The 25,727-nt window shown below is 72.6% G+C and carries 1 protein-coding gene (cut by a window edge); it reads left to right on the forward strand.

What is annotated here, in order from left to right:
- A protein-coding gene (locus JYK18_RS20280) for a type I polyketide synthase (protein ID WP_206803530.1) crosses the window boundary here: on the forward strand, positions 1-25,727 show its 5' portion. 1,627 nt of this gene lie beyond the right edge of the window; only the first 25,727 of its 27,354 coding nucleotides appear in the window; the start codon lies at positions 1-3; the stop codon falls past the right edge of the window.

The raw sequence follows: 25,727 nt of genomic DNA on the forward strand, positions 1-25,727 counted from the left end.
ATGGACAACGAACAGAAGCTCCGGGACTACCTCAGGCGCGCGAGCGCGGACCTCCGGCGGACGCGCCAGCGGCTGAACGAGGTCGAAGCCGCTTCGCAGGAGCCGATCGCCATCGTCGGCATCGGCTGCCGCTACCCCGGTGACGTGCGCACGCCGGAGCAGCTGTGGGACATGGTGATCGCCGGCGAGCACGGCATCACCGAGTTCCCGGCCGACCGCGGCTGGAACCCCGAGATGCTGGCGATGTCGAACACCCGCTCCGGCGGCTTCCTCCACGACGCCCCGGAGTTCGACGCGGACTTCTTCCGGATCTCACCGCGCGAGGCGCTGTCGATGGACCCGCAGCAGCGCGTGCTGCTGGAGGTCACCTGGGAGGCGCTGGAGCGGGCAGGCATCGACCCGACCTCGATCAAGGGCACGCAGACCGCGGTTTTTGTCGGCGCGATGGCGCAGGACTACCAGGTCGGCCCGGGTGAGGGCGGCGAAGGCTTCCAGCTGCTCGGCAACTCCAACAGCGTGCTGTCCGGCCGGATCTCCTACACCTTCGGCTTCGTCGGCCCGGCGGTCACCGTGGACACCGCGTGCTCGTCCTCGCTGGTCGCCATGCACCTGGCCACGCAGTCGCTGCGCAACGGCGAATGCGAGCTGGCGCTGGCCGGTGGCGCCACGATCATGTCCAGCCCGACCACCATCGTCGAGTTCAGCAGGCAGGGCGGGCTCTCGCCGGACGGGCTGTGCCGGTCGTTCGCCGAGTCGGCCGACGGCACCGGCTGGGCCGAGGGCGCCGGGGTGCTGGTGCTGGAGCGGCTGTCGGACGCGCAGCGCAACGGGCACGAGGTCCTGGCCGTGCTGCGGGGATCCGCGGTCAACCAGGATGGCGCGTCGAACGGGCTGACCGCGCCGAACGGACCGTCTCAGCAGCGGGTGATCCAGCAGGCGCTGATCAACTCGCGGCTGTCCGAGGACCAGATCGACGTGGTCGAGGCACACGGCACGGCCACCACGCTCGGCGACCCGGTCGAGGCGCAGGCGCTGCTGAACACCTACGGCCAGAACCGCGAGCGGCCGCTGCTGCTGGGGTCGATCAAGTCCAACATCAGCCACACCCAGGCCGCCGCCGGGGTGGCCGGCGTGATCAAGATGATCATGTCCATGCGGCACGGCGTGCTGCCGAAGTCGCTCGGCATCGACCAGCCGACGTCCCATGTGGACTGGACGGCCGGCGCGGTCGAACTGATCACCGAGAACACGCCGTGGCCGGAGACCGGGGAACCGAAGCGCGCGGCGGTGTCCTCGTTCGGCATCAGCGGGACCAACGCGCACACCATCATCGAGCAGGCCCCGGAACTGGTCGTCGACGGCGAGGCGCCGGAGCCGGTCGAGGCGGGCTCGGTGCCGGTGCTCGTCTCCGGCCGGAACGCCGAGGCGCTGAAGGCGCAGGCCGCGCGCATCCTGTCCATTTTGGACGACGAGCCGCCGGTGCTGGACCTCGCCTACTCACTGGCGACCACCCGCGCGAGCTTCGAACACCGCGCGGTGGTGCCGTCGGCGAACCTGCGTGCCGGACTGACCGCGCTCGCGGCCGGTGAAGCCGCGCCGGGCACGCTCACCGGGACCACGCACAGCCGGTCGAAGCTGGCCTTCCTGTTCACCGGTCAGGGCGCGCAACGCCTGGGCATGGGCCGCGAGCTGTACGGCCGCTTCCCGGTGTTCGCGGCGGCGCTGGACGAGGTGCTCGAACACCTCGACGTCCGCGACGTCATGTGGGGCGACGACCCTGACGCCCTGAACCGGACCGGCAACGCCCAGCCCGCGTTGTTCGCCATCGAGGTGGCGCTGTACCGGCTGGCCGAGTCGTGGGGCCTGAAACCGGACTTCCTCGCCGGGCACTCGATCGGTGAGATCGCGGCGGCCCACGTCGCGGGTGTGCTGTCCCTTGAGGACGCCGCGAAGCTGGTCAACGCGCGCGGAAAGCTGATGCAGGCGCTGCCGACCGGTGGCGCGATGGTGGCCATCCAAGCGACGGAAGACGAGATCACACCCGTCGAGGGTGCGTCGATCGCGGCGATCAACGGTCCGAATTCCGTGGTGGTTTCCGGCGACGAGGAGGCCGTCGAGTCGATCGTCGCGCAGTTCGAGGGGCGCAAGACCAAGCGCCTGAGCGTTTCGCACGCCTTCCACTCGCCGCGCATGGACGCCATGCTCGACGATTTCCGCGCGGTGGTTGCGGAACTCGACCTGCAGGCTCCGCTCATCCCGTTCGTGTCGAACCTGACCGGCGAACTGGCCCGCGTCGAGCAGGTCACGTCCCCGGACTACTGGGTGGACCACGTCCGGCAGGCCGTGCGGTTCGCCGACGGCGTGGCCTGGTTGCGCGGCCACGGTGTCGGCACGTTCCTGGAGCTGGGCCCGGACGGTGTGCTGTCCGCGATGGTCCAGGAGATCGTGGACGACGCCACGGCCGTTCCGGTGCTGCGGTCCGGCCGCGAGGAAGTCGAGACCGGCACCGCCGCGCTGGCCACCCTGCACGTCCAGGGGATCCCGGTCCGGTGGAGCGCGTACTTCGACCGCACCGGCGCGGTGCGCGTCCCGCTGCCGACGTATGCCTTCCAGACCAAGCGCTACTGGCCGAAGGGCGGTGGGTTCGGCTTCGGCGGTGACCCGCGTTCGTCCGGGCTCGGTGCCGCTCGGCACCCGCTGCTGGCCGCGGCGGTCTCGCTCGCGGACTCCGACGGCGCCCTGCTGACCGGCCGCCTTTCCCTGCACACGCACGCGTGGCTGGCCGACCACGCGGTGTCCGGCCGGGTTCTCTTGCCCGGTACGGCGTTCCTGGAGCTGGCCATCCGCGCCGGGGACGAGGTCGGCTGCGACCGCGTCGAGGAGCTGACTCTCACCGGTCCGCTGGTGCTGCCCGAGCAGGGCGGCGTCCAGGTGCAGATCTGGGTCGGCCGCCCCGACCAGGCCGGCCGCCGGACCGTCGACATCTACTCGCGCCTCGACACCGACGACGAGCAGCCGTGGACCCCGAACGCCACCGGTGTGCTGACCGCCGAGTCGAAGCAGGTTCCCTTCGACGCCAAGGAGTTCCCGCCGAAGGACGCCCAGCCGATCGACCTGACCGGACTGTACGACGGCCTGGCCGCCGACGGGTTCGCCTACGGGCCCTCGTTCCAGGGCCTGCGTGCCGCGTGGCAGCTCGGCGAGGACGTGTACGCCGAGGTCGCGCTGCCCGAGGACGTCGACAACGAGGCCTTCGAGCTCCACCCGGCGCTGCTGGACGCCGTGCTGCACGCCTCGCGGTTCGTCGAGTTCGGCCCGGAAAGCCAGGGCGGGCTGCCGTTCTCGTGGGAAGGCGTGTCGCTGCACGCGACCGGTGCCTCCACCGTCCGGGTCAAGCTTTCGCCGGTCGCCGACGACGCCATGTCGATCGCCGTGGCCGATGCCGCCGGTGAACCGGTCGCCTCGGTCGAGACGCTCGTCCTGCGCGCGGTCGCCACGGAACAGCTGAACGTGACCGTCGGCCGCGACTCGCTGTTCCGGCTCGACTGGGTGGCCGCGCAGCACGCCACCACCGAACCGACCTCCGCCGAGACTTCCGATCTCGCGTCCATTGTGGACGTGCCGGACTGGGTGCTGTACCACGTCGAAACCAGCGGGGACACCGTCGAGGCCGCGCACGCGGTCAGCGCGCACGTGCTCGGTGTGGTGCAGGAATGGCTGGCCGAGGAGCGTTTCGCCGACTCCCGCCTGGTCTTCGTGACGCGGGACGCGGTGGCCGCCGCCGAGGGCGACCTGCCCGACGTGGCCGCCGCGACGGTCTGGGGCCTGGTGCGGTCCGCGCAGTCGGAGAACCCCGGGCGCTTCGGGCTGATCGACGTGGACGGTGAATCGCCGCTGACCAAGGCGATCGGCGTCGACGAGCCGCAGCTGGCCATCCGGAAGAACAAGGTCTACGCCGCCCGGCTCGCCCGGGCGCTGCCGCAGCAGCGCGAGTTCGCCTGGGCCGGTCAAGTGTTGATCACCGGCGGTACCGGTGGTCTGGGCAGGGTCATCGCCAAGCACCTCGCCGGTGAGCACGGCGTACGCGACCTGCTGCTGGTCAGCCGCCGCGGCCCGGACGCCGAGGGCGTCGGCGAACTCGTCGCCGAACTCGCCGAGCTGGGCGCGGAAGCCCGGGTCGTCGCCTGCGACGTGACCGACCGCGACCAGGTCGCCGAACTGGTGTCCCAGCACGAGATCAAGGCCGTGGTGCACACCGCGGGTGTGCTCGACGACGGCACCATCGGCTCGCTCACCCCCGAGCGGCTCGACACCGTGCTCCGGCCCAAGGCCGACGCCACCTGGCACCTGCACGAACTGACCGGCGACCTGTCGGCCTTCGTGGTGTTCTCCTCGGCCGCCGGGGTGTTCGGCAATCCGGGGCAGGGCAACTACGCCGCCGCCAACGCCTTCCTGGACGCACTCGCCGCCCGCCGCCGCGCCGAAGGACACCCCGCGGCCTCGATCGGCTGGGGCGCCTGGGACCAGACCGGCATGCTGTCCGGCGCGGACGCCGAGCGCATGGCGCGCTCCGGCATGCCCGCGCTGACCGTCGACCAGGGTGTCGCGCTCTTCGACGCCGCGCTCACCGCCGAGGACGCGGCCGTGCTGGCGCTGCGCCTCGACCTGTCCGTGCTGCGGGCGCAGCCGGAGATCCCGCCGCTGTTCCGCGGGCTCATCCGCACGCGCTCGCGCCGGTCCGCGGTGGCCAGCTCCGAGGCCGCCGACACGCTGGTGCGCCGGCTGTCCGGGCTCAGCGAGGACGAACGCCGCGACGTGCTGCTCGAGCTCATCCGCGACCAGGTGGCCGCGGTGCTCGGCCACGCCGACGGCGCGGAGATCGAGCCCGACCGCCAGTTCAAGGACCTCGGCTTCGACTCGCTGACCGCGGTCGAACTGCGCAACCGGCTGACCGCGGTCACCGGCCTGCGCCTGCCCGCCACCATGGTCTTCGACTACCCGACGCCGAACGTGCTGGCCGGCTACCTGGCCGGGGAGCTGTTCGAGGCCGACGCGGTGATCCCGGAGCAGGCGCGCCCGGCCACGCTGACCGGCGACGACCCGATCGTGATCGTCGGCATGGGCTGCCGCTACCCGGGTGGCGTGGCCAGCCCGGAGCAGCTGTGGCAGCTGATGCTCGACGGCGAGGACGCGATCTCCGGCTTCCCCACCGATCGCGGCTGGGACCTGGAGAAGCTGTACCACCCGGACCCCGACCACCCGGGCACCTCCTACACCCGGTCCGGCGGCTTCCTGCACGACGCGGGGGAGTTCGACGCCGGGTTCTTCGGCATGAGCCCGCGTGAGGCGGTCGCCACCGACTCCCAGCAGCGCCTGCTGCTGGAGGTGTCGTGGGAGGCGATCGAACGGGCCGGGATCGACCCGGTTTCCCTGCGCGGCAGCCAGACCGGCGTGTTCGCCGGGGTGATGTACAACGACTACGGCGGCGCGATGGGCGGTGGCGCGTCCGAGGGTTACCAGGGCAGCGGTACTTCGCCGAGCATCGTCTCCGGCCGCGTTTCCTACACGCTCGGGCTGGAAGGCCCCGCGGTCACCGTGGACACGGCCTGCTCGTCGTCGCTGGTCACCCTGCACCTGGCGGCGCAGGCGCTGCGCAACGGCGAGTGCTCGCTCGCGCTGGCCGGTGGTGTCACGGTGATGTCCACGCCGATCGCGCTGATCGAGTTCTCCCGCCAGCGCGGGCTTTCCCCGGACGGCCGGTGCAAGGCGTTCGCCGACTCGGCCGACGGCGTCGGCTGGTCCGAGGGCGTCGGTGTGCTGGTGCTGGAGCGGCTCTCGGACGCCCGCCGCAACGGGCACGAGGTGCTCGCGGTGGTCAAGGGCTCGGCGATCAACCAGGACGGCGCGTCCAACGGGCTGATGGCGCCGAACGGGCCGTCGCAGCAGCGCGTGATCCAGCAGGCGCTGGCCAGCGCCGGGCTCACCACGTCCGATGTGGACGCCGTCGAAGCACACGGCACCGGGACCTCGCTCGGTGACCCGATCGAGGCGCAGGCGCTGCTGGCCACCTACGGCAAGCACCGCGACCGCCCGCTGCTGCTCGGTTCGATCAAGTCGAACCTGGGCCACACGCAGGCCGCCGCCGGTGCGGCCGGGGTGATCAAGATGGTGCTGGCGCTGAAGTACGGCGTCCTGCCGAAGACGCTGCACATCGACGAGCCGTCGTCCCACGTGGACTGGACGGCCGGTGACGTCGAACTGCTCACCGAGGCGAAGGAGCTGGCCGACGTCGGCCGCCCGTGGCGCGCGGGCATCTCCTCGTTCGGCATCAGCGGTACCAACGCGCACGTGATCCTGGAGCAGCCCGCGCCGGTGGTCGTCGAGGAGCGGCCGTCCCTGGACGGTGTGGTGCCGTGGCTGCTGTCGGGCAAGACCCGGGACGCGGTACGGGCGCAGGCCGCCCGACTGCTGTCCTATGTGGACGACAAGCCGGAGCTGGAGCCGGCGGACCTGGCGTACTCGCTGGCGACCGCCCGGTCAGCCTTCGAACACCGCGCCGCCGTGGTCGGCGAGGACCGCGAAGCCCTGCTGCGCTCGCTCGCCGCACTGGCCGCCGACAGCCCGGACGCCGGGGTGCTCACCGGTGAGTCGGGTTCGGGCAAGATCGCGATGCTGTTCACCGGGCAGGGCAGCCAGCGCGCCGGGATGGGTCGCGAGCTGTACCTGCGGTTCCCGGTGTTCGCCGAGGCCTTCGACGAGGTGGCCGACGCGCTCGACGCGCATCTGGAGCGCCCGCTGCGCGAGGTCATGTGGGATGACGAGACCGGCCTGCTCGACCAGACCGGCTGGGCCCAGCCCGCCATCTTCGCCGTCGAGGTGGCGCTGTTCCGCCTCGTTCGCTCGTGGGGCGTGAAGGTCCACTTCCTGGGCGGGCACTCGATCGGCGAGATCACCGCGGCGCACGTGTCCGAGGTGCTCACCCTCGCCGACGCCGCGAAGCTGGTCACCGCGCGCGGGAAGCTGATGCAGGCGCTGCCGACCGGTGGTGCGATGGTGGCGATCCAGGCGGCCGAGGACGAGATCACGCTCGTCGAGGGTGCGTCGATCGCGGCGATCAACGGCCCGAACTCCGTGGTCATTTCGGGCGACGAGGAGGCCGTCGAGTCGATCGTCGCGCAGTTCGAGGGGCGCAAGACCAAGCGCCTGAGCGTTTCGCACGCGTTCCACTCGCCGCGCATGGACGCCATGCTGGCGGAGTTCGGGCAGGTGGTGGCCGAGCTGGCCTTCGCCGCGCCCAAGATCCCGGTGGTGTCCAACCTGACCGGGCACTTCGACACCGACGCGATGTCCTCGCCCGACTACTGGGTGCGGCACGTCCGCGAGGCCGTCCGGTTCGCCGACGGCGTGCGCACGCTGCACGACTCCGGGGTGCGGACGTTCCTGGAACTGGGCCCGGACGCCGCGCTCGCGCCGATGATCGGCGAGGTGCTCGGTGAGGACGCCGGGAACGTGGTCGCCATCCAGCGCGCCGGTCGTGGTGAGGAAGCCACCTGCGTGACCGCGCTGACCCGGCTGCACCTGCACGGCGTGCAGGTCGGCTGGCCGAGCTTCTTCGACGGCCGCGGGGTGCGGCGGGTGGACCTGCCGACCTACGCCTTCCAGCACTCGCACTTCTGGCCGCAGGCGCCGGAGATGCCCGCGTTCTCGGCCGACCCCAGCGACGAACGCCTCTGGGCGGCGATCGAACGCGGTGACGCCGACGAGCTGGCCGCGCTGCTCCACCTCGGCGAGCAGCAGCAGTCCTCTTTGGACACACTGCTGCCCGCGCTGTCGTCGTGGCGGCAGAGCAACCAGCAGAAGTCCGTGCTGGACTCGTGGCGCTACCGGATCAAGTGGAGCCCGCTGCGGACCGGCGTCACACCGGTGCTCAGCGGGCAGTGGCTGGTGCTCACCGGTGAGCAGGACGCCGAACTGGCCGGACAGGTACGCGAACTGCTGGCTGCGCACGGCGCCGAGGCGCGCCAGATCGAACTCGATGCCGAATGCGCCGAGCAGGGCCCGATCACCGAACGCCTCGACGGGCTCGGCGAGGTCGCCGGGGTGGTCTCGCTGCTCGCGCTGGACGACCAGCCGTACGCACCGCATCCCGTGCTGTCCACCGGTCTGGCGCTGACCATCTCGGTGTTGCGCACCCTGGACGCTCCACTGTGGACGTTGACCCGCGGTGCGGTGAGCACCGGTCAGGGTGACGAGGTCGAGTCGCTGCCGCAGGCCGCGGTCTGGGGCTTCGGCCGCGTCGCCGCACTGGAGTACCCGCAGCGCTGGGGCGGTCTGATCGATCTGCCCGCCGAAACCGACTCGAACGTGCTGCGACGCCTGATCGGCGTGCTCACCGGCGACGAGGACCAGGCCGCGATCCGCACCACCGGGGTGCTCGGCCGCCGCCTGGCACACCGGCCGGTGGACGCGCTGCCCGCCGCCGACGAGTTCACCGCGGGCGGGACCGTGCTGGTCACCGGCGGTACCGGCGGCCTCGGTGCCGCCGTCGCGCGCTGGCTCGCCGGTCGCGGTGCGGAGAACCTGATCCTGACCAACCGCCGGGGCGAGGACGCGCCGGGCGCGGCCGAACTGCGTGCCGAGCTGACCGAACTGGGCGCGCGCGCGGAGATCGTCGCCTGCGACGTCGCCGACCGCGACGCGCTGGCCGCGGTGCTCGACGGCATCCCGCCCGCCCTGCCGTTGACCGGCGTGGTGCACACCGCCGGGGTCGGGCAGTCCTCGCCGCTGGAGCTGACCGGGCTGCCGGAGTTCGCCGACGTGATGTCCGCGAAGGTGCTCGGCGCGCGGAACCTCGCCGAGCTGGTCGGTGACCGCGAACTGGACCTGTTCGTGCTGTTCGGGTCCATCGCCGGGGTGTGGGGCAGCGGAGGGCAGAGCGCCTACGCCGCCGCGAACGCCTATCTCGACGCGCTGGCCGAGCACCGCCGTGCTCGGGGCCTGACCGCGACCTCGATCGCCTGGGGGCCGTGGGCCGAGGTCGGCATGGCCACCCACGAGGAGATGTCGGGCAGCCTGCTGCGCCAGGGGCTCGCCTTCCTCGACGCCGGGCCCGCGATCGCCGAACTGCACCGCGCGGTCGTGCAGCACGACGTGACGGTGACCGTGGCCGACGTCGACTGGAACCGCTACCAGCCGCTGTTCACCTCGCGCCGCCCGAGCGCCCTGCTCAGCGAGTTGCCCGAGGTCAAGGCGCTGGCCGAGGCCGAGCAGAAGCAGGCGGGCGAGTCGTCCACCTTCGCCGGCGAACTGCGCGAGCTGACCGAGGCCGAGCAGCGCCGCCGTCTGGTCGCCCTGGTGCGTGCCGAAGCCGCGGCCGTGCTCGGGCACAGCTCCGCCGAGGACGTCGGTGAGCAGAAGGCCTTCCAGGAGATCGGGTTCGACTCGCTGACCGCGGTCGAGCTGCGTCAGCGGCTCGGTGGCGCGACCGGGCTGACGTTGCCCGCGACGCTGGTCTTCGACTACCCGACGCCGAAGGTGCTCGCCGACCACCTGCACGCCGAACTGCTCGGTTCGGCCGCGGAAGCCGTGGTGTACCAGGCGAACCACGGCGGCACCACGGACGAGCCGATCGCCATCATCGGCATGGCGTGCCGCTTCCCCGGTGGCGCGAACACGCCGGAGGAGTTCTGGCAGCTGATCGCCGAGGGCACCGACGCGATCACCGAGTTCCCCGGCGACCGCGGCTTCGACATGGCCATGCTGTACGACCCGGACCCCGACCACCCGGGCACCACGTACTCGACCGCGGGCGGTTACCTGCACACCGCGGGCGACTTCGACCCGGCGTTCTTCGGCATCTCCCCGAGGGAAGCGGTCGGCATGGACCCGCAGCAGCGCCTGCTGCTGGAGACCACCTGGGAGGCAATCGAGCGCGCCGGGATCGACCCGGCTTCGCTGCGCGGCACCCGGACCGGCGCGTTCATCGGGTCGAGCTACTCCGAGTACGGCGCCATGGACGGCGGTGGTTCCGAGGGTTATGCGGTGACCGGCAGCAGCCCGAGCGTGCTGTCCGGCCGGGTTTCCTACGTCTTCGGCCTCGAAGGCCCCGCCGTCACCGTCGACACCGCGTGCTCGTCCTCGCTGGTCGCGCTGCACCTGGCCTGCCAGTCGCTGCGCAGCGGGGAGAGCACGCTGGCGCTGGCCGCCGGCGCCACGGTGATGCCGAACCCCAAGCCGCTCATCGCGTTCAGCCGTCAGCGAGCGCTCGCCCAAGACGGCCGGTGCAAGGCCTTCTCCGACTCCGCCGACGGCATGACCCTGTCCGAGGGCATCGGCATGCTGCTGGTGGAGAAGCTGTCCGACGCCGAGCGGAACGGGCACCCGATCCTCGCCGTGGTGCGGGGTTCCGCGGTCAACCAGGACGGCGCCTCGAACGGGCTGTCCGCGCCGAACGGGCCGTCGCAGCAGCGGGTGATCCAGCAGGCGCTGGCGAACGCGGGCGTCAAACCGTCCGATGTGGACGCGCTCGACGCGCACGGCACCGGCACCGCGCTCGGGGACCCGATCGAGGCGCAGGCGCTGCTGGCCACCTACGGCGTCGAACGCGACCCGGAGCGGCCGCTGCGGCTGGGCTCGGTCAAGTCGAACATCGGGCACGCGCAGTCGGCCGCCGGGGTGGCCAGCGTGATCAAGATGGTGATGGCGCTGCGCAACGGCATGCTGCCGCAAACCCTGCACGCGGACGCGCCTTCGTCGCATGTGGACTGGAGCTCGGGGGCGCTGTCGCTGCTGAACGAGCCGGTGTCGTGGGTGCGGAACGGCCGTCCGCGCCGCTGCGCGATCTCGTCGTTCGGCATCAGCGGCACGAACGCGCACACCATTCTCGAAGAGGCGCCGCCGGTTTCGGTGGAGCCCGCGCCGATGGTGATCGAGCAGGCGCCGGCGGTGCCGTGGGTGCTTTCGGCCCGCAGCGAGGCCGCGCTGACCGCGCAGATCGCCAACCTGCTGCCCGCGGTCGAGGGCGAGCGCCCGGTCGACGTCGGGTTCTCGCTGGCCACCACGCGCTCGAAGTTCGAGCACCGCACGGTGCTGATCGGGTCCGCCGAGGTGCGCGGGCTGGCCGACCTGGACGCCCGCACCACCTTCGTCTTCCCCGGCCAGGGCGCGCAGTGGGCCGGCATGGGCGCGCAGCTCATCGACGAGTCGCCGGTGTTCGCCGCGCGGATCGCCGAATGCGCCGCCGCGCTGGCGCCGCACCTCGACTGGTCGCTGCTCGACGTCCTGCGTGGCGTCGAGGGCGCGCCGTCGATGGAGCGGGTCGACGTGGTGCAGCCCGCGTCGTTCGCGGTGATGGTCTCGCTCGCCGAGGTGTGGCGTTCCTACGGCGTGGTCCCGGACGCGGTGGTCGGGCACTCGCAGGGTGAGATCGCCGCCGCCTGCGTGTCCGGCGCGTTGTCGCTGGAGGACGCCGCGAAGGTGGTCGCCCTGCGCAGCCAGGCGATCGCCAGGGAACTGGCCGGGCGTGGTGGCATCGCGTCGATCGCGCTGCCCGCCGACGAGGTCACCGAACGGCTCGCCGCCTGGGACGGCAGGCTGTCGCTGGCCGCCGAGAACGGCCCGCGCACGGTTGCCGTCTCCGGTGATCCCGAGGCACTGGACGAACTCCTGGAGACGCTCGCCGCGGAAGGCGTGCGTGTGCGCCGGATCGTGGTGGACTACGCCTCGCACTCCGCGCACGTCGAGGACATCCGCGACGAGATCCTGCGTGACCTGCACGGGCTCGACCCGCAGCGGCCGCGGATCCCGTTCCTGTCGACGGTCACCGGCGAGTGGGTCGATGGCGCCGAACTGACCGCCGACTACTGGTACCGCAACCTGCGCCAGACCGTGCACCTTGCCGGTGCCGTCCGCGATCTGGTCGCCGCCGGGCATCGGGCGTTCATCGAGGTCAGCTCGCACCCGGTGCTGACGGTCGGGGTGGAGGACACCCTCGCCGACGCCGGGGAGCGCGGCGTGGTCGCGGGCACGCTCCGCCGCGACCTCGGTGGCCTGGACCGGGTGTGGACCTCGCTCGCCGAGGTGTTCGTGCGCGGGGTCGCGGTCGACTGGGCGGCTGCCTTCGAGGGCACCGGCGCGCGCCGGGTGCCCCTGCCGACCTACGCCTTCCAGCACGAGCGGTACTGGGTGGGCGGGCCGCGGATGCCCGAGCAGCCGACCGGCACCGACCCGGTGGACACCGCCTTCTGGGCCGCCGTGGAACGCGCCGACCTGGCCACGCTCACCTCCAGCCTGCACGTCGACGAGGAGTCGCTGGCGGCCGTGCTGCCCGCGCTGAACTCGTGGCGCCAGCAGCACCGCGAGCAGTCCACCGCGGACTCCTGGCGGTACCGGGTCAGCTGGAAGCCGTTGAGCGGTAACCAGGCTTCGCTTTCCGGCACCTGGTTGCTCGTCACCGCCGATGGCATCGAGGACGACGACGTCTTCACCGCCCTGACCGAGAACGGCGCCGAGGTGCGCCGCGTGGTCTTCGACGGGTCGCCGTTGGACACCGAGGGCGTCACCGGGGTGGTGTCGCTGCTCGCGATGGCCGAGGAGCCCAGCGAAACCGAGCCCGCGCTGGCGCGTGGCCTCGACCTGAGCGTGAAGCTGGTGCAGCAGACGGACGTTCCGCTGTGGTTCCTCACCCGTGGTGCGGTTTCCACCGGACGGTCCGACAAGCTGACCCATCCGGTGCAGGCGCAGGTGATGGGCGTCGGCTGGACCGTGGCGCTGGAGCACCCGCAGCGCTGGGGCGGCATGATCGACCTGCCCGAGCAGCTCGACTCGCGCGCCGGGCAGCGGCTGGCCGCCGCGCTGGCCGACCCGGCCGGTGAGGACCAGTTCGCCATCCGCGCGTCCGGCACGCTCGCCCGCCGGATCGTCCGCGCTCCGGCCCGACCGGACCGCGCCCGCGAGTGGCGGCCGCGCGGCACCACGCTGATCACCGGCGGCACCGGCACGCTCGGCCCGCACGTGGCCCACTGGCTGGCCCACCAGGGCGCGGAGCGGATCGTGCTGATCAGCCGCCGCGGCATCGACGCGCCCGGCGCGCCGGAACTCATTGCCGCACTGCGCGAACTGGGTTCCGACGCGACGGCGGTCTCGTGCGACATCACCGATCGCGACGCCGTGGCCGCCCTGCTCGACGGCCTGCGTGCCGACGGCCACCAGATCCGCAACGTCATCCACACCGCCGCGGTGATCGGCCTGCACAGCCTCGCCGAGTCCACTTCGGACGCTTTCGGCCAGGTGGTCGACGCCAAGGTCCGCGGTGCCGAGCACCTGGACGCGCTGCTCGACGAGGAACTCGACTCGTTCGTGCTGTTCTCGTCCATCTCCGGCATGTGGGGCAGCGGTCAGCACGGTGCCTACGTCGCGGCCAACGCCTACCTCAACGCGCTGGCCGAGAACCGGCGTGGCCGCGGCCTGCCCGCGACCGCGGTGTCCTGGGGCATCTGGGCCGACGACCTCGGCCTCGGCCGCGTCGACCCGGAGCAGATCCGCCGCAGCGGCCTGGTGTTCATGAAGGCCCGCCTGGCGCTGTCCGCGCTGGGCCGCGCGCTCGACGAGAACGACACCGACGTGGCGATCGCCGACGTCGACTGGAACCGCTACCACCCGGTGTTCACCGCGACCCGGCCGACCACGCTGTTCGACGAGATCCCCGAGGTCCGGCAGCTGGCCGAGGAGGCGGCGAACGCGGCGCCGAAGGACGACGGCGGGTTCGCCGACCGCCTGCGCACGCTGCCCGCCGCCGAACAGGAGCGCGTGCTGCTCGACCTGGTCCGCACGCAGGTCGCCACCGTGCTCGGCCACTCCTCGGCCGACGAGCTGTCCGAGCACCGCGCCTTCCGCGAGATCGGCTTCGACTCGATCACCGCGGTCGACCTGCGCAACCGGCTCGCCGCGGCGACCGGGCTGACCCTGCCGACCACGATGGTCTTCGACCACCCGAACCCGCTCGCGCTGGTGGAGTTCCTGCTCGGCGAGATCGAGGGCGGGCCGGGCCGGGCCATCGCGCCGGTGGTGACCTCCGCCGTCGACGACGAGCCGATCGCCATCGTCGGCATGGCCTGCCGCTACCCGGGCGGGGTCAGCTCGCCCGAGGACCTGTGGGAGCTGGTGCTCGGCGGGGTCGACGCCATCTCCGGGTTCCCGGCCGACCGCGGCTGGGACGCCGACGCGTTGTTCGACCCGGACCCCGACCGCCCCGGCGGCACCTACTCGGTGCAGGGCGGCTTCCTGCACGACGTGGCGAACTTCGACCCCGGTTTCTTCGGCATCAGCCCGCGCGAGGCGCTGGCGATGGACCCGCAGCAGCGCCTGCTGCTGGAGACCGCGTGGGAGGCGTTCGAGCGCGCCGGGATCGACCCTGCCTCCCTGCGCGGCAGCCTGACCGGTGCGTTCATCGGTGCCAGCTACCAGGACTACTCGACCGGCGGCACGGACGCGGCCGGCGCCTCCGAGGGCCACATGATCACCGGCACGCTGTCGAGCGTGCTGTCCGGCCGGGTGTCCTACCTGTTCGGGCTGGAGGGCCCGGCGGTCACCATCGACACCGCGTGCTCCTCGTCGCTGGTCGCGATGCACCTGGCCTGCCAGTCGCTGCGTGGCGGGGAGAGCTCGCTGGCGCTCGCCGGTGGGGTCAGCGTGATGGCGACGCCGGGTGCGTTCGTCGGCTTCAGCCGCCAGCGCGCGCTCGCGCAGGACGGCCGCTGCAAGGCCTACTCCGACGCGGCCGACGGCATGACGCTGGCCGAGGGCGTCGGCCTGGTGCTGCTGGAGCGGCTGTCCGACGCGCGGCGCAACGGGCACGAGGTGCTCGCCGTGGTCCGCGGCAGCGCGATGAACCAGGACGGCGCGTCGAACGGCCTGACCGCGCCCAACGGACCTTCGCAGCAGCGGGTGATCCTGCAGGCACTGGCCAACGCCGGGCTCGAACCGTCCGAAGTGGACGCGGTGGACGGGCACGGCACCGGGACCGCGCTGGGCGACCCGATCGAGGCGCAGGCGCTGCTGGCCACCTACGGGCAGGCCGCCGACCGGCAGTTGCTGCTCGGCTCGGTCAAGTCGAACATCGGCCACACGCAGATGGCCTCGGGTGTGGCCAGCGTGATCAAGATGGTGCTGGCGCTGCGGCACGGGGTGCTGCCGAAGACCCTGCACGTGGACCAGCCCTCGTCCCACGTGGACTGGGGTTCGGGCGCGATCCAGCTGCTCACCGAGTCGACGCCGTGGCCGGAGACCGGCCGCCCGCGCCGGGCCGGGGTGTCCTCGTTCGGCCTCAGCGGGACGAACGTGCACACGATCCTCGAACAGGCCGAACCGGTCGAGGCACCCGCCGCGATCACCGAGTCGGGCCCGATGCCGGTGCTGGTTTCGGCCCGCAGCGAGGACGCCCTCCGCGCGATGGCCGGGCGTCTGCTGTCCACTGTGGAAGAGCAGCACCTGACCGACGTGGCCGCCGCGCTGGCGACCACGCGGTCCACCTTCGAGTACCGCGCCGCCGTGGTGGCCGAGGACACCGCGGAACTGGTGCGGGGCCTGACCGCGTTGCGCGACGGGCAGCCGGGCGCCGGGCTGGTGCGCGGGACCGCCGCACGCGGCAGGCTCGCCTTCCTGTTCACCGGGCAGGGCAGCCAGCGGGCCGGGATGGGCCGTGAGCTGTACGACCGGTTCGAGGTGTTCGCCGACGCGCTGGACGCCGTGCTCGCGCACTTCGACACCGAGCTGGACCGGCCGCTGCGCGAGGTGATGTGGGCGGACCCCGAGGCCCTCGACGGGACGGGGTACACCCAGCCCGCGTTGTTCGCGCTGGAAGTGGCGTTGTTCCGGCTGGTCGAGTCGTGGGGCGTCAAGCCGGACTACCTGGCCGGGCACTCGATCGGCGAGCTCGCCGCGGCCCACGTCGCCGGGGTGTTTTCCCTGGAGGACGCCGCGAAGCTGGTCGCCGCGCGCGGCCGGTTGATGCAGGCGCTCCCCGCCGGTGGCGCCATGGTGGCCATCGAGGCGACCGAGGACGAGGTCACCCTGACCGAGGGTGTCTCGATCGCCGCCGTCAACGGGCCGAACTCCCTCGTGGTCTCGGGCGACGAGGACGCCGTCGCCGCGGTGGTGGCGCAGTTCGAAGGGCGCAAGACCAAGCGGCTCACCGTTTCGCACGCATTCCACTCGCCGCGCATGGACGCCATGCTCGACGACTTCCGCGCCGCCATCGCGGAGGTCACCTTCGAGGCACCGCGGATCCCCATCGCCACCACCGGCGACGTCACCTCGGTGGACTACTGGGTGAACCACGTGCGCGACACGGTCAGGTTCGCCGACAGCATTTCGTGGCTGGCCGGCGAGGGCGTGCGCAACTTCCTCGAACTCGGGCCGGACGGCGTCCTGTCCGGGATGGCCCGCGAGAGCCTGGGTGAGGACGCGCTGCTCCTGCCCGCGCTGCGCCGCGACCGGGCCGAGGTGACCGCGCTGCTCGGCACGCTGGCCGGTCTGCACGTCCACGGCGTGCGGGTCGACTGGGCCGGGTTCTTCGCCAAGACCGGCGGCCGTCCGGTCGAACTGCCGACGTACCCGTTCCAGCACCAGCGGTACTGGCCGGAGCTCAGCGCCGCCGAGGCGCCGGCGGACACCGCGGACCCGGTGGACGCCGAGTTCTGGTCCGCCGTCGAGCGGGCCGACGTCGCCTCGCTCGCGCAGGCACTGGACCTCGACGGCGACACGGTCACCGCGATGGTGCCCGCGCTGTCGACCTGGCGGCGCAAGCGGCAGGAGCTGTCCACTGTGGATGGCTGGTGCTACGCGGTCACCTGGAAGCCGGTCGACGCGGGCACCAAGCCGCTGACCGGGCCGTGGCTCGTGCTCGCGCGGGACGGTGAGCGGGCGGCCGAGATCGCCGACGGCCTCGGCGTGGAGTCCACGCTGGTCGAGGTCACCGGCGACGACCGGACCGCGCTGGCCGAGCGCCTCCGCGACCTGGGTGTCGCGGGTACCCGGCTCGGTGGCGTGCTGTCCCTTGTGGACCTGACCGCCACCACCGCGGTGGTACAGGCACTGGGCGACACCGGGATCGACGCGCCGCTGTGGTGCGTGACCTCCGGTGCGGTGTCGGTGGGCCGGTCGGAGGCGCTGACCGAACCGGAGCAGGCCGCGATCTGGGGCCTGGGCCGGGTGGTCGCGCTGGAACACCCCGATCGCTGGGGTGGCTTGATCGACCTGCCCGGGCGACTGGACCGCGCCACGCTGCGGCGGCTGCCCGGTGTGCTCGCCGGTGACGAGGACCAGGTCGCCGTGCGGCCGTCCGGGGTCTACGCCCGGCGGCTCGTGCACCGGCCCGCCGGTCCCGAACCGCGCGCCAGCTTCGAGCCGAGCGGCACGGTGCTGGTCACCGGTGGCACGGGTGGTCTCGGCAGGCACATCGCGCGGTGGCTGCTGGACAACGGCGCCGAGCACCTGCTCCTGCTGAGCCGTCGCGGCCCGGACGCACCCGGTGCGGCCGACCTCGCCGACGAGCGCGTCACGATCAAGGCGTGTGACGTCGCCGACCGGGACGCGCTGGCCGCCGTGCTCGCCGAACACCCGGTCGACGCGGTGGTCCACACCGCCGGGGTGGTCGAGGACGGGCTCGTCGACGCGCTCACACCCGAGTCGTTCGACGCGGTCATGCGGTCGAAGGCGATCGCCGCGAAGAACCTGCACGAGCTGACCGGCGAGCTGTCGGCGTTCGTGCTCTACGCCTCGACCGCCGGCGTGATCGGCGCGGCGGGCCAGGGCAACTACGCCGCCGCGAACGCCTACCTCGACGCGCTCGCCGAGCACCGCCGCGGCCTGGGCCTGCCCGCGACGTCGATCGCCTGGGGCCCGTGGGCCGAGGGCGGCATGGTCGCCGATTCGGCCGACGCGGTGGCGCACCGGCTGCGGCGCGGCGGGCTCAGCCCGATGGCGCCCGAGCTGGCGATCTCCGCGCTGAAGCAGGCGATCGAGCACGACCAGACCACGCTGGTGGTCGCCGACATCGACTGGACGCGCTACTACCCGGCGCTGACCGCGCTGCGCCCGGCGCCGTTCGCCGCGGACCTGCCGGAGGTCCGGCGGATGCGGGAGGTCGGGCCTGCCGGGCCCGCCGAGCAGCCGGCCGGGCACGAGCTCGCGGAGCTGGCCCCGGCGGAGCGGTCGCGCAAGGTGCTGGAGATGCTGCGGACGCAGGTCGCCGCGGTGCTCGGGCACGCCGACGCGAGCGAGGTCGAGCCGGACCGGGCGTTCAGCGATCTGGGCTTCGACTCGCTGACCACGCTGGAACTGCGCAACGGCCTGGCTGCCGCGACCGGCCTCACCCTGCCCGCCTCCCTGATCTACGACTACCCGACCCCCCGAGCCCTCGCCGAACACCTCCTGGGCGAATTGCTGGGCCGGGAAAGCCACCTTCAGGGCGAGGCCGGGCGCAGTGAAAGCCACATTCACAGCGGAATCGGCAGTGAAAGCCACATTCACAGCACCTCGGCGGTCGCGGATGACCCGATCGCCATCGTCGGGATCGGCTGCCGCTTCCCCGGTGGCGTCACCTCGCCCGAGGAACTGTGGGAGCTGCTCGCCGAAGGGCGTGACGGGGTCTCGGCGTTCCCCGAGGACCGCGGCTGGGACCTCGGCATGCTCGCCCAGGGCGCCTCGGCCACCCGCGAAGCCGGATTCCTCAGCGGGGTGGCCGATTTCGACGCCACCTTCTTCGGCATCAGCCCCCGCGAGGCACTGGCGATGGACCCGCAGCAGCGGCTCGTGCTGGAGACCGCGTGGGAAGCCCTCGAACGCGCCGGCATCGACCCGTCGAAGCTGCGCGGCAGCCAGACCGGCGTTTTTGTCGGCACCAACGGTCAGGACTATCCGAGCGTGCTCCGGCGCGCGTCGGCCGACGTGCAGGGGTACGTCGCGACCGGCAACACCGCGAGCGTGATGTCCGGCCGCCTGGCCTACAACCTCGGGCTGGAGGGCCCGGCGGTCACCGTCGACACCGCGTGCTCGTCCTCGCTGGTCGCGATGCACTGGGCCACCCGCGCGCTGCGTGCCGGGGAGTGCGGCCTGGCGCTGGCCGGTGGTGTCTCGGTGATGGCCAGCCCGGACTCGTTCATCGAGTTCACCACCCAGGGCGGGCTCGCCGCCGACGGCCGCTGCAAGGCGTTCGCCGAGGCCGCCGACGGCACGGCCTGGGCCGAAGGCGCCGGCATGCTGGTGCTGGAACGGCTGTCCGACGCCCTCGCCAACGGCCACCAGGTGTGGGGCGTGCTCAAGGGTTCCGCGGTCAACTCCGACGGTGCCTCCAACGGCCTGACCGCGCCCAACGGCCCGTCCCAGCAGCGGGTGATCCGGCAGGCGCTGGCCGACGCCGGGGTGGGCACCGCCGAGATCGACGCGGTGGAGGCCCACGGCACCGGCACCACGCTGGGCGACCCGATCGAGGCGCAGGCACTGCTCGGCACCTTCGGCGCCGACCGCGAGGAACCGTTGTGGCTCGGCTCGATCAAGTCGAACATCGGCCACGCGCAGGCGGCAGCCGGCGTGGCCGGTGTGATCAAGATGGTCATGTCCATGCGTCACGGTGTGCTGCCGAAGACGCTGCACGTGGACGCGCCTTCGTCCCATGTGGACTGGAGCGCGGGCGCGGTCTCGCTGCTCGACGAGGCACGGCCGTGGCCGGTGACCGACCGCCCGCGCCGCGCCGGGGTCTCGGCGTTCGGGGTCAGCGGGACCAACGCGCACGTGGTGCTGGAGCAGGCCCCGGCGATCGAAGCCGAGGTCGTCCCGGCGGTGGTGACGCCGACCGTGGTGCCGTGGCTGGTCTCCGGCCGGACGAAGGACGCGCTCGCCGCGCAGACCGAGCGCCTGCGTGCCTTCGCTGAGCACCACCCCGAAGAATCCACAGTGGACATCGGGTACTCGCTCGCCACCACCCGCTCCGCCTTCGCGCACCGCGCGGTGCTGCTGGTGACCGGCGGTGAGGTGACCGAGGGCGCCCGGGCGTCGGTGCGCCGGGGCGACGGGCAGACCGCGTTCCTGTTCACCGGTCAGGGTTCGCAGCGGATCGGCATGGGCCGCGAGCTGTACGACCGGTTCGAGGTCTTCGCGGACGCCTTCGACGCGGTGGCCGCGCACCTCGACGTCGAACTGGACCGCCCGCTGCGCGAGGTGGTCTGGGGCGACGACAGCGAACTGCTCCAGCAGACCGGCTGGGCGCAGCCCGCGCTGTTCGCCGTCGAGGTGGCGCTGTACCGGCTGGCTTCGCACCTGGGGCTGCGGGCCGACCGGCTCGCCGGGCACTCCATCGGGGAGATCGCCGCCGCGCACGTGGCCGGGGTGTTCAGCCTGGAGGACGCGTGCACGCTGGTCGCCGCCCGCGCTCGCCTGATGCAGGCCCTGCCTACCGGCGGCGCCATGGTCGCGATCAAGGCGACCGAGGACGAGATCACGCTCACCGAGGGTGTCTCGATCGCCGCGGTCAACGGGCCGTCCAGCGTGGTCATCGCCGGTGACGAGGCCGAAGTGCTGGCCATCGCGGAGGGCTTCGAGAAGACCTCGCGGTTGAAGGTGTCGCACGCCTTCCACTCGCCGCTGATGGACCCGATGCTGGACGACTTCCGGGCCGCCATCGAAGGCCTGACCTTCCACGAGCCGCGGATCCCGGTGGTCACCACCGGCGACGTGACCACAGTGGACTACTGGGTGAACCACGTGCGCGACACCGTCCGGTTCGCGGACAACGTGCGCACGCTGGCCGAGGCCGGGGTCACCACGATGGTCGAACTGGGCCCGGACGGCGTGCTGGCCGCGATGGTCACCGAGGACGCGCTCGTGGTCCCGTTGCTGCGCAAGGACCGCGACGAGGAACTCGCGCTCACCGCCGCGCTGGGCACGCTGCACGCCAACGGCGTCGAGGTGGAGTGGGCGAACTACTTCACCGGCACCGGCGCGTCCCGGGTCGAGCTGCCGACCTACGCCTTCCAGCGTGAGCGGTACTGGCCGGAGGGCACCATCTCGATGGGCCCGCCGGAGGCTGATCCGGCCGACGCGGAGTTCTGGGCGGCGATCGACCGCGCGGACGTCGATTCGGTGGCGTCCACCCTGGAACTGGACGACGAGACGGTGACCGCGGTGGTCCCGGCCCTGTCGTCCTGGCGTCGCCGTCGCCGCGAGCAGTCCGTTGTGGACAGCTGGCGGTATCAGACGGTGTGGACGCCGATCAGCGCCGGAGACGAGCTCGACGGCCGCTGGCTGGTGCTGCTCCCGGCGGAGACGGCCGAGGACGCGTGGACCTCCGACGTGGTGGAATCACTGGGCGACAACACCGTCTGCCTGGACGTGCGCAGCCGCGCCGAACTCGCCGGGTTGCTGCTGGAGGTCAACGACTCCGCGTTCGACGGGGTGGTGTCGCTGCTGGCGACCGAGGGCACCGAGGTGCCCGACCACGCCTGGCCCGCGGAACAACTGCAGGTGCTCGGCGAAGCGGGCATCACCGCGCCGCTGTGGTGCGTGACGCGGGGTGCGGTCGCGGTCGGTGACGAGGTCGCCGGGAACTTCGGGCAGGCCGCGATCTGGGGTCAGGGCCGGGTTTCCGCGCTGGAACAGCCGGACCGCTGGGGTGGTCTGATCGACCTGACCACCGCGGCCGGGCTCGCCGCCGTGCTCGCCGGGACCGAGAACCAGGTCGCCGTCCGGGAGCACGGGATCTTCGGCAGGCGCCTGGTCCGGGCACCCGGGGCCACCGGGTCCTGGACACCGGAAGGCACGGTCCTGCTGATCGGCGGCAACGAGGAGCTGGCGACCTGGCTGGCTCGCGGTGGCGCCACCGTGGTGACCGGGACCGCCGCCGACTTCGCCGACCACTTCACCGCCGTGGTCCACGCCGGGGCCGAAGACCTCGACAGCGTGCGTGAGCTGGACGAACTGGTCGGCGACCGGCCACTGGACGCCTTTGTGGTGCTCGGCTCGATCGCCGGGGTCTGGGGTGTGCGCGGCCGGGGTGCGCAGGCCGCGGTGGACGCGTACGCCGAGGCGGTGGTCCGCGCCCGGCGTGCCCGCGGGGCGACGGCACTGCACCTGGCCTGGGGTCCGTTCGCGGAGACGCCGGAAAGCCAGCTGGGGCGGCACCTGCGGTTGAGCGGGCTGCCCGGGATGGACGGGGAACTGGCGTTCGCCGCGCTGGGCCGGGCGGTGGCGGCCGGGGACACCTCGGTGACCGTGGCGGACGTGCGGTGGGAGCCCTTCGCGCCTTCGCTGCCGGGTGCGCTGCTCGCCGACCTGCCGGAGGCATCGGTCACTGAAGAGTCCGATGTGGACTCCTCGGCGCTGCGGGAGCGGCTGCTGTCGTTGCCCGCGGAGGACCGGGCCGACGCGCTGCTGGCCGTGGTCCGGGAGAAGATCGCCGTGGTGCTCGGGCACTCGACCACCGACGCGATCGAGGACGGCTCGCCGTTCCGTGATCTGGGCTTCGACTCGCTGACCTCGGTGGACCTGCGGAACCAGCTCAACACCGAAACCGGCCTGAGCCTGCCCGCCACCCTGGTCTTCGACTACCCGACGCCCGCCGAACTGGCCACCTACCTCCTCGACGAGCTCCTCGGCAGTGAAAGCCACATTCACAGCGAGGCTGGGCGCGGTGAAAGCCACATTCGCAGCACCGGAGCCGTCGACAACGACCCGATCGCGATCGTGGGCATGGCGTGCCGCTTCCCCGGTGGGGTGCGGTCGCCGGAGGACCTGTGGCAGTTGGTGACCGGTGGGGTGGACGCCGTCGGTGAGATGCCCGCCGATCGCGGCTGGGACTTCGACAAGCTGTTCGGGGACAAGCAGAGCATCACCCGCCAGGGCGGCTTCCTCTACGACGTGGCCGACTTCGACCCCGACTTCTTCGCCATCTCCCCGCGTGAGGCGCTGGTGATGGACCCGCAGCAGCGCGTGCTGCTCGAATCGGCGTGGGAGGCGATGGAACGCGCCGGGATCGATCCCGGCACGCTCCGCGGCACCGACGCCGGGGTGTTCATCGGCGGTGGCAGCGGTGAGTACCGCCTGCCCGCCGAGACCGCCGGGCACGAGTGGCAGACCGCGCAGTCGGCGAGCCTGCTCTCCGGCCGCCTCGCCTACACGTTCGGCTTCCAGGGCCCGACGGTCTCGGTCGACACGGCGTGCTCGTCCTCGCTGGTCTCGCTGCACCTCGCCGCGCAGGCTCTGCGCAACGGCGAGTGCTCGATCGCGCTGGCCGGCGGTGTGACGGTGATGTCCACCCCGGTGGGCTTCGTCGAGTTCAGCGCTCAGGGCGCGCTGTCGGAGGACGGCCGGTGCAAGGCGTTCGCCGACACCGCGGACGGCACGGGCTGGTCCGAGGGCGTGGGCATGCTGGTGGTCGAGCGGTTGTCCGACGCCCGCCGCAACGGGCACGAGGTGCTCGCGGTGGTCAAGGGCAGCGCGATCAACTCCGACGGCGCCTCCAACGGCCTGACCGCGCCGAGCGGCCCGTCCCAGCAGCGGGTGATCCGGGCGGCGCTGGCCAGCGCGGGCCTCGGAACGTCCGATGTGGACGCCGTCGAGGCACACGGCACCGGCACCAAGCTGGGCGACCCGATCGAGGCGCAGGCGCTGCTGGCCACCTACGGCCGGGATCGGGAGCAGCCGCTGCTGCTCGGCACGATCAAGTCCAACATCGGCCACACGCAGTCGGCGGCCGGGGTGGCCGGCGTGATCAAGATGGTGCTGGCCATGCGTCACGGCCAGCTGCCGCGGACCCTGCACGTGGACCGGCCGACCACCCAGGTCGACTGGAGCGCGGGCGCGGTCCGGCTGCTCACCGAAACCACGCCGTGGCCCGAGGTGGGCCGCCCGCGCCGGGCCGGGGTGTCCTCGTTCGGGGCCAGCGGGACCAACGCGCACCTGATCCTGGAGCAGGCCGAGACCCCGCCGCCCACCGAGGCCGTGGCGCCCGAGCGCAAGCCCGAGGTGATGCCGGTGCTGGTCTCCGGCCGCACCCCGGCCGCGCTGCGGGCGCAGGCGACCCGGCTGCTCGACCTGGCCCGCGAGAACGACGACCTGGCCGGGATCGCGCTGTCCGCGGCGACCACCCGAGCCGCCTTCGAACACCGCGCGGTGGTGCTCGCCGGCCAGCCGAGCGAACTGGTCGACGGCCTGGTCGCGCTGGCCGAGGACGCCGTCGCACCGCACGTGGTGCGTGACGAAGCGGCCCGCGCGGGCAAGCTCGCGTTCCTGTTCACCGGGCAGGGCGCGCAGCGGATCGGCATGGGCCGGGAGCTGTACAACCGCTTCCCGGTCTTCGCCACCGCGCTCGACGAGGTGCTGGAACGCCTCGACGTCCGCGAGGTCATGTGGGGCGACGATCAGGAGGCGCTGAACCAGACCGGCCACGCGCAGCTCGCGTTGTTCGCCGTCGAGGTGGCGTTGTACCGGCTGCTGGAGTCGTGGGGCATCAAGCCGGACTTCCTCGCCGGGCATTCGATCGGGGAGCTGTCCGCGGCCCACGTGGCCGGGGTGCTCACCCTCGACGACGCGTGCGCGCTGGTCTCCGCCCGGGCCCGGCTGATGCAGGCACTGCCCGCCGGCGGGGCGATGGCGGCCCTCCAGGCGAGCGAGGAGGACGTCCTGCCCTACCTGGTCGACGGGGTGTCGATCGCCGCGGTCAACGGGCCGAACTCGGTGGTCGTCGCCGGGGACGCGGAGCTGGTCGACAAGGTGGCCGAACCGTGGAAGGCCAAGCGCCTCAAGGTGTCGCACGCCTTCCACTCGGCGCACATGGACCCGATGCTCGACGAGTTCCGCACGGTCGCCGAAGGCCTGACCTACGCGGCGCCACGCATCCCGATCGCCACCGAGGGCGACGTGACCTCACCCGAGTACTGGGTGCGGCACGTGCGGGACGCGGTCCGCTTCGGCGACGCGATGCGGAGCCTGGACGGCCGGGGCGTGGCCACCTACGTGGAGCTCGGCCCGGACGCGGCGCTGTCGGCGATGGCCCGTGAGTCGATCTCACCGCAGGCGCTGGTGGTCCCGGTGCTGCGCAAGGACCGCGGCGAGGAGAACAGCCTGGTCTCCGCGCTGGCCCGGGTGCACACCCGCGGTGTGCGGGTCGGCTGGCGCGAGTTCTTCGCCGGGGTCGGCGCGGCCAGGCTGGACCTGCCGACCTACGCCTTCCAGCGGCAGCGGTACTGGCCGGACGCCGTGCCCGCCGCCCCGAAGGCGGAGACGGATGGCGTTTCCGACCAGGGGCTCTGGGAAGCCGTGGCACAGCAGGACTTCGCTTCGCTGGAGTCGGTGCTGGACGTGGACAGCGATTCGCTGTCGAAGGTGCTCCCGGCGCTGCTCGACTGGCGGCGCCAGCGCGCGGACCAGTCCGTTGTGGACAGCTGGCGGCACCGCATCGGCTGGAAGCCGCTGGGCGGCAAGAAGACCGACCGGCTCGAGGGCACCTGGCTCGCGGTCGTCCCGGCGGGACGCGGCGAGATCCTGGACGCGCTCGATGCCGAGTTCGTCCGCGTGGAGGTCGGTTCGACGGATCGCGAGCAGGTCGCCGAAGCGCTGAAGGCACACGGCGGCACCACGTTCACCGGTGTGCTTTCCCTGCTGGCACTGGCCGAATCGACCGGTGGCGGCGCCCCCGAGGGCGTGCTGCTGACCGCGACGCTGGTGCAGGCGCTGGG

It is taken from the genome of Amycolatopsis sp. 195334CR (assembly GCF_017309385.1).
Taxonomy (GTDB): domain Bacteria; phylum Actinomycetota; class Actinomycetes; order Mycobacteriales; family Pseudonocardiaceae; genus Amycolatopsis.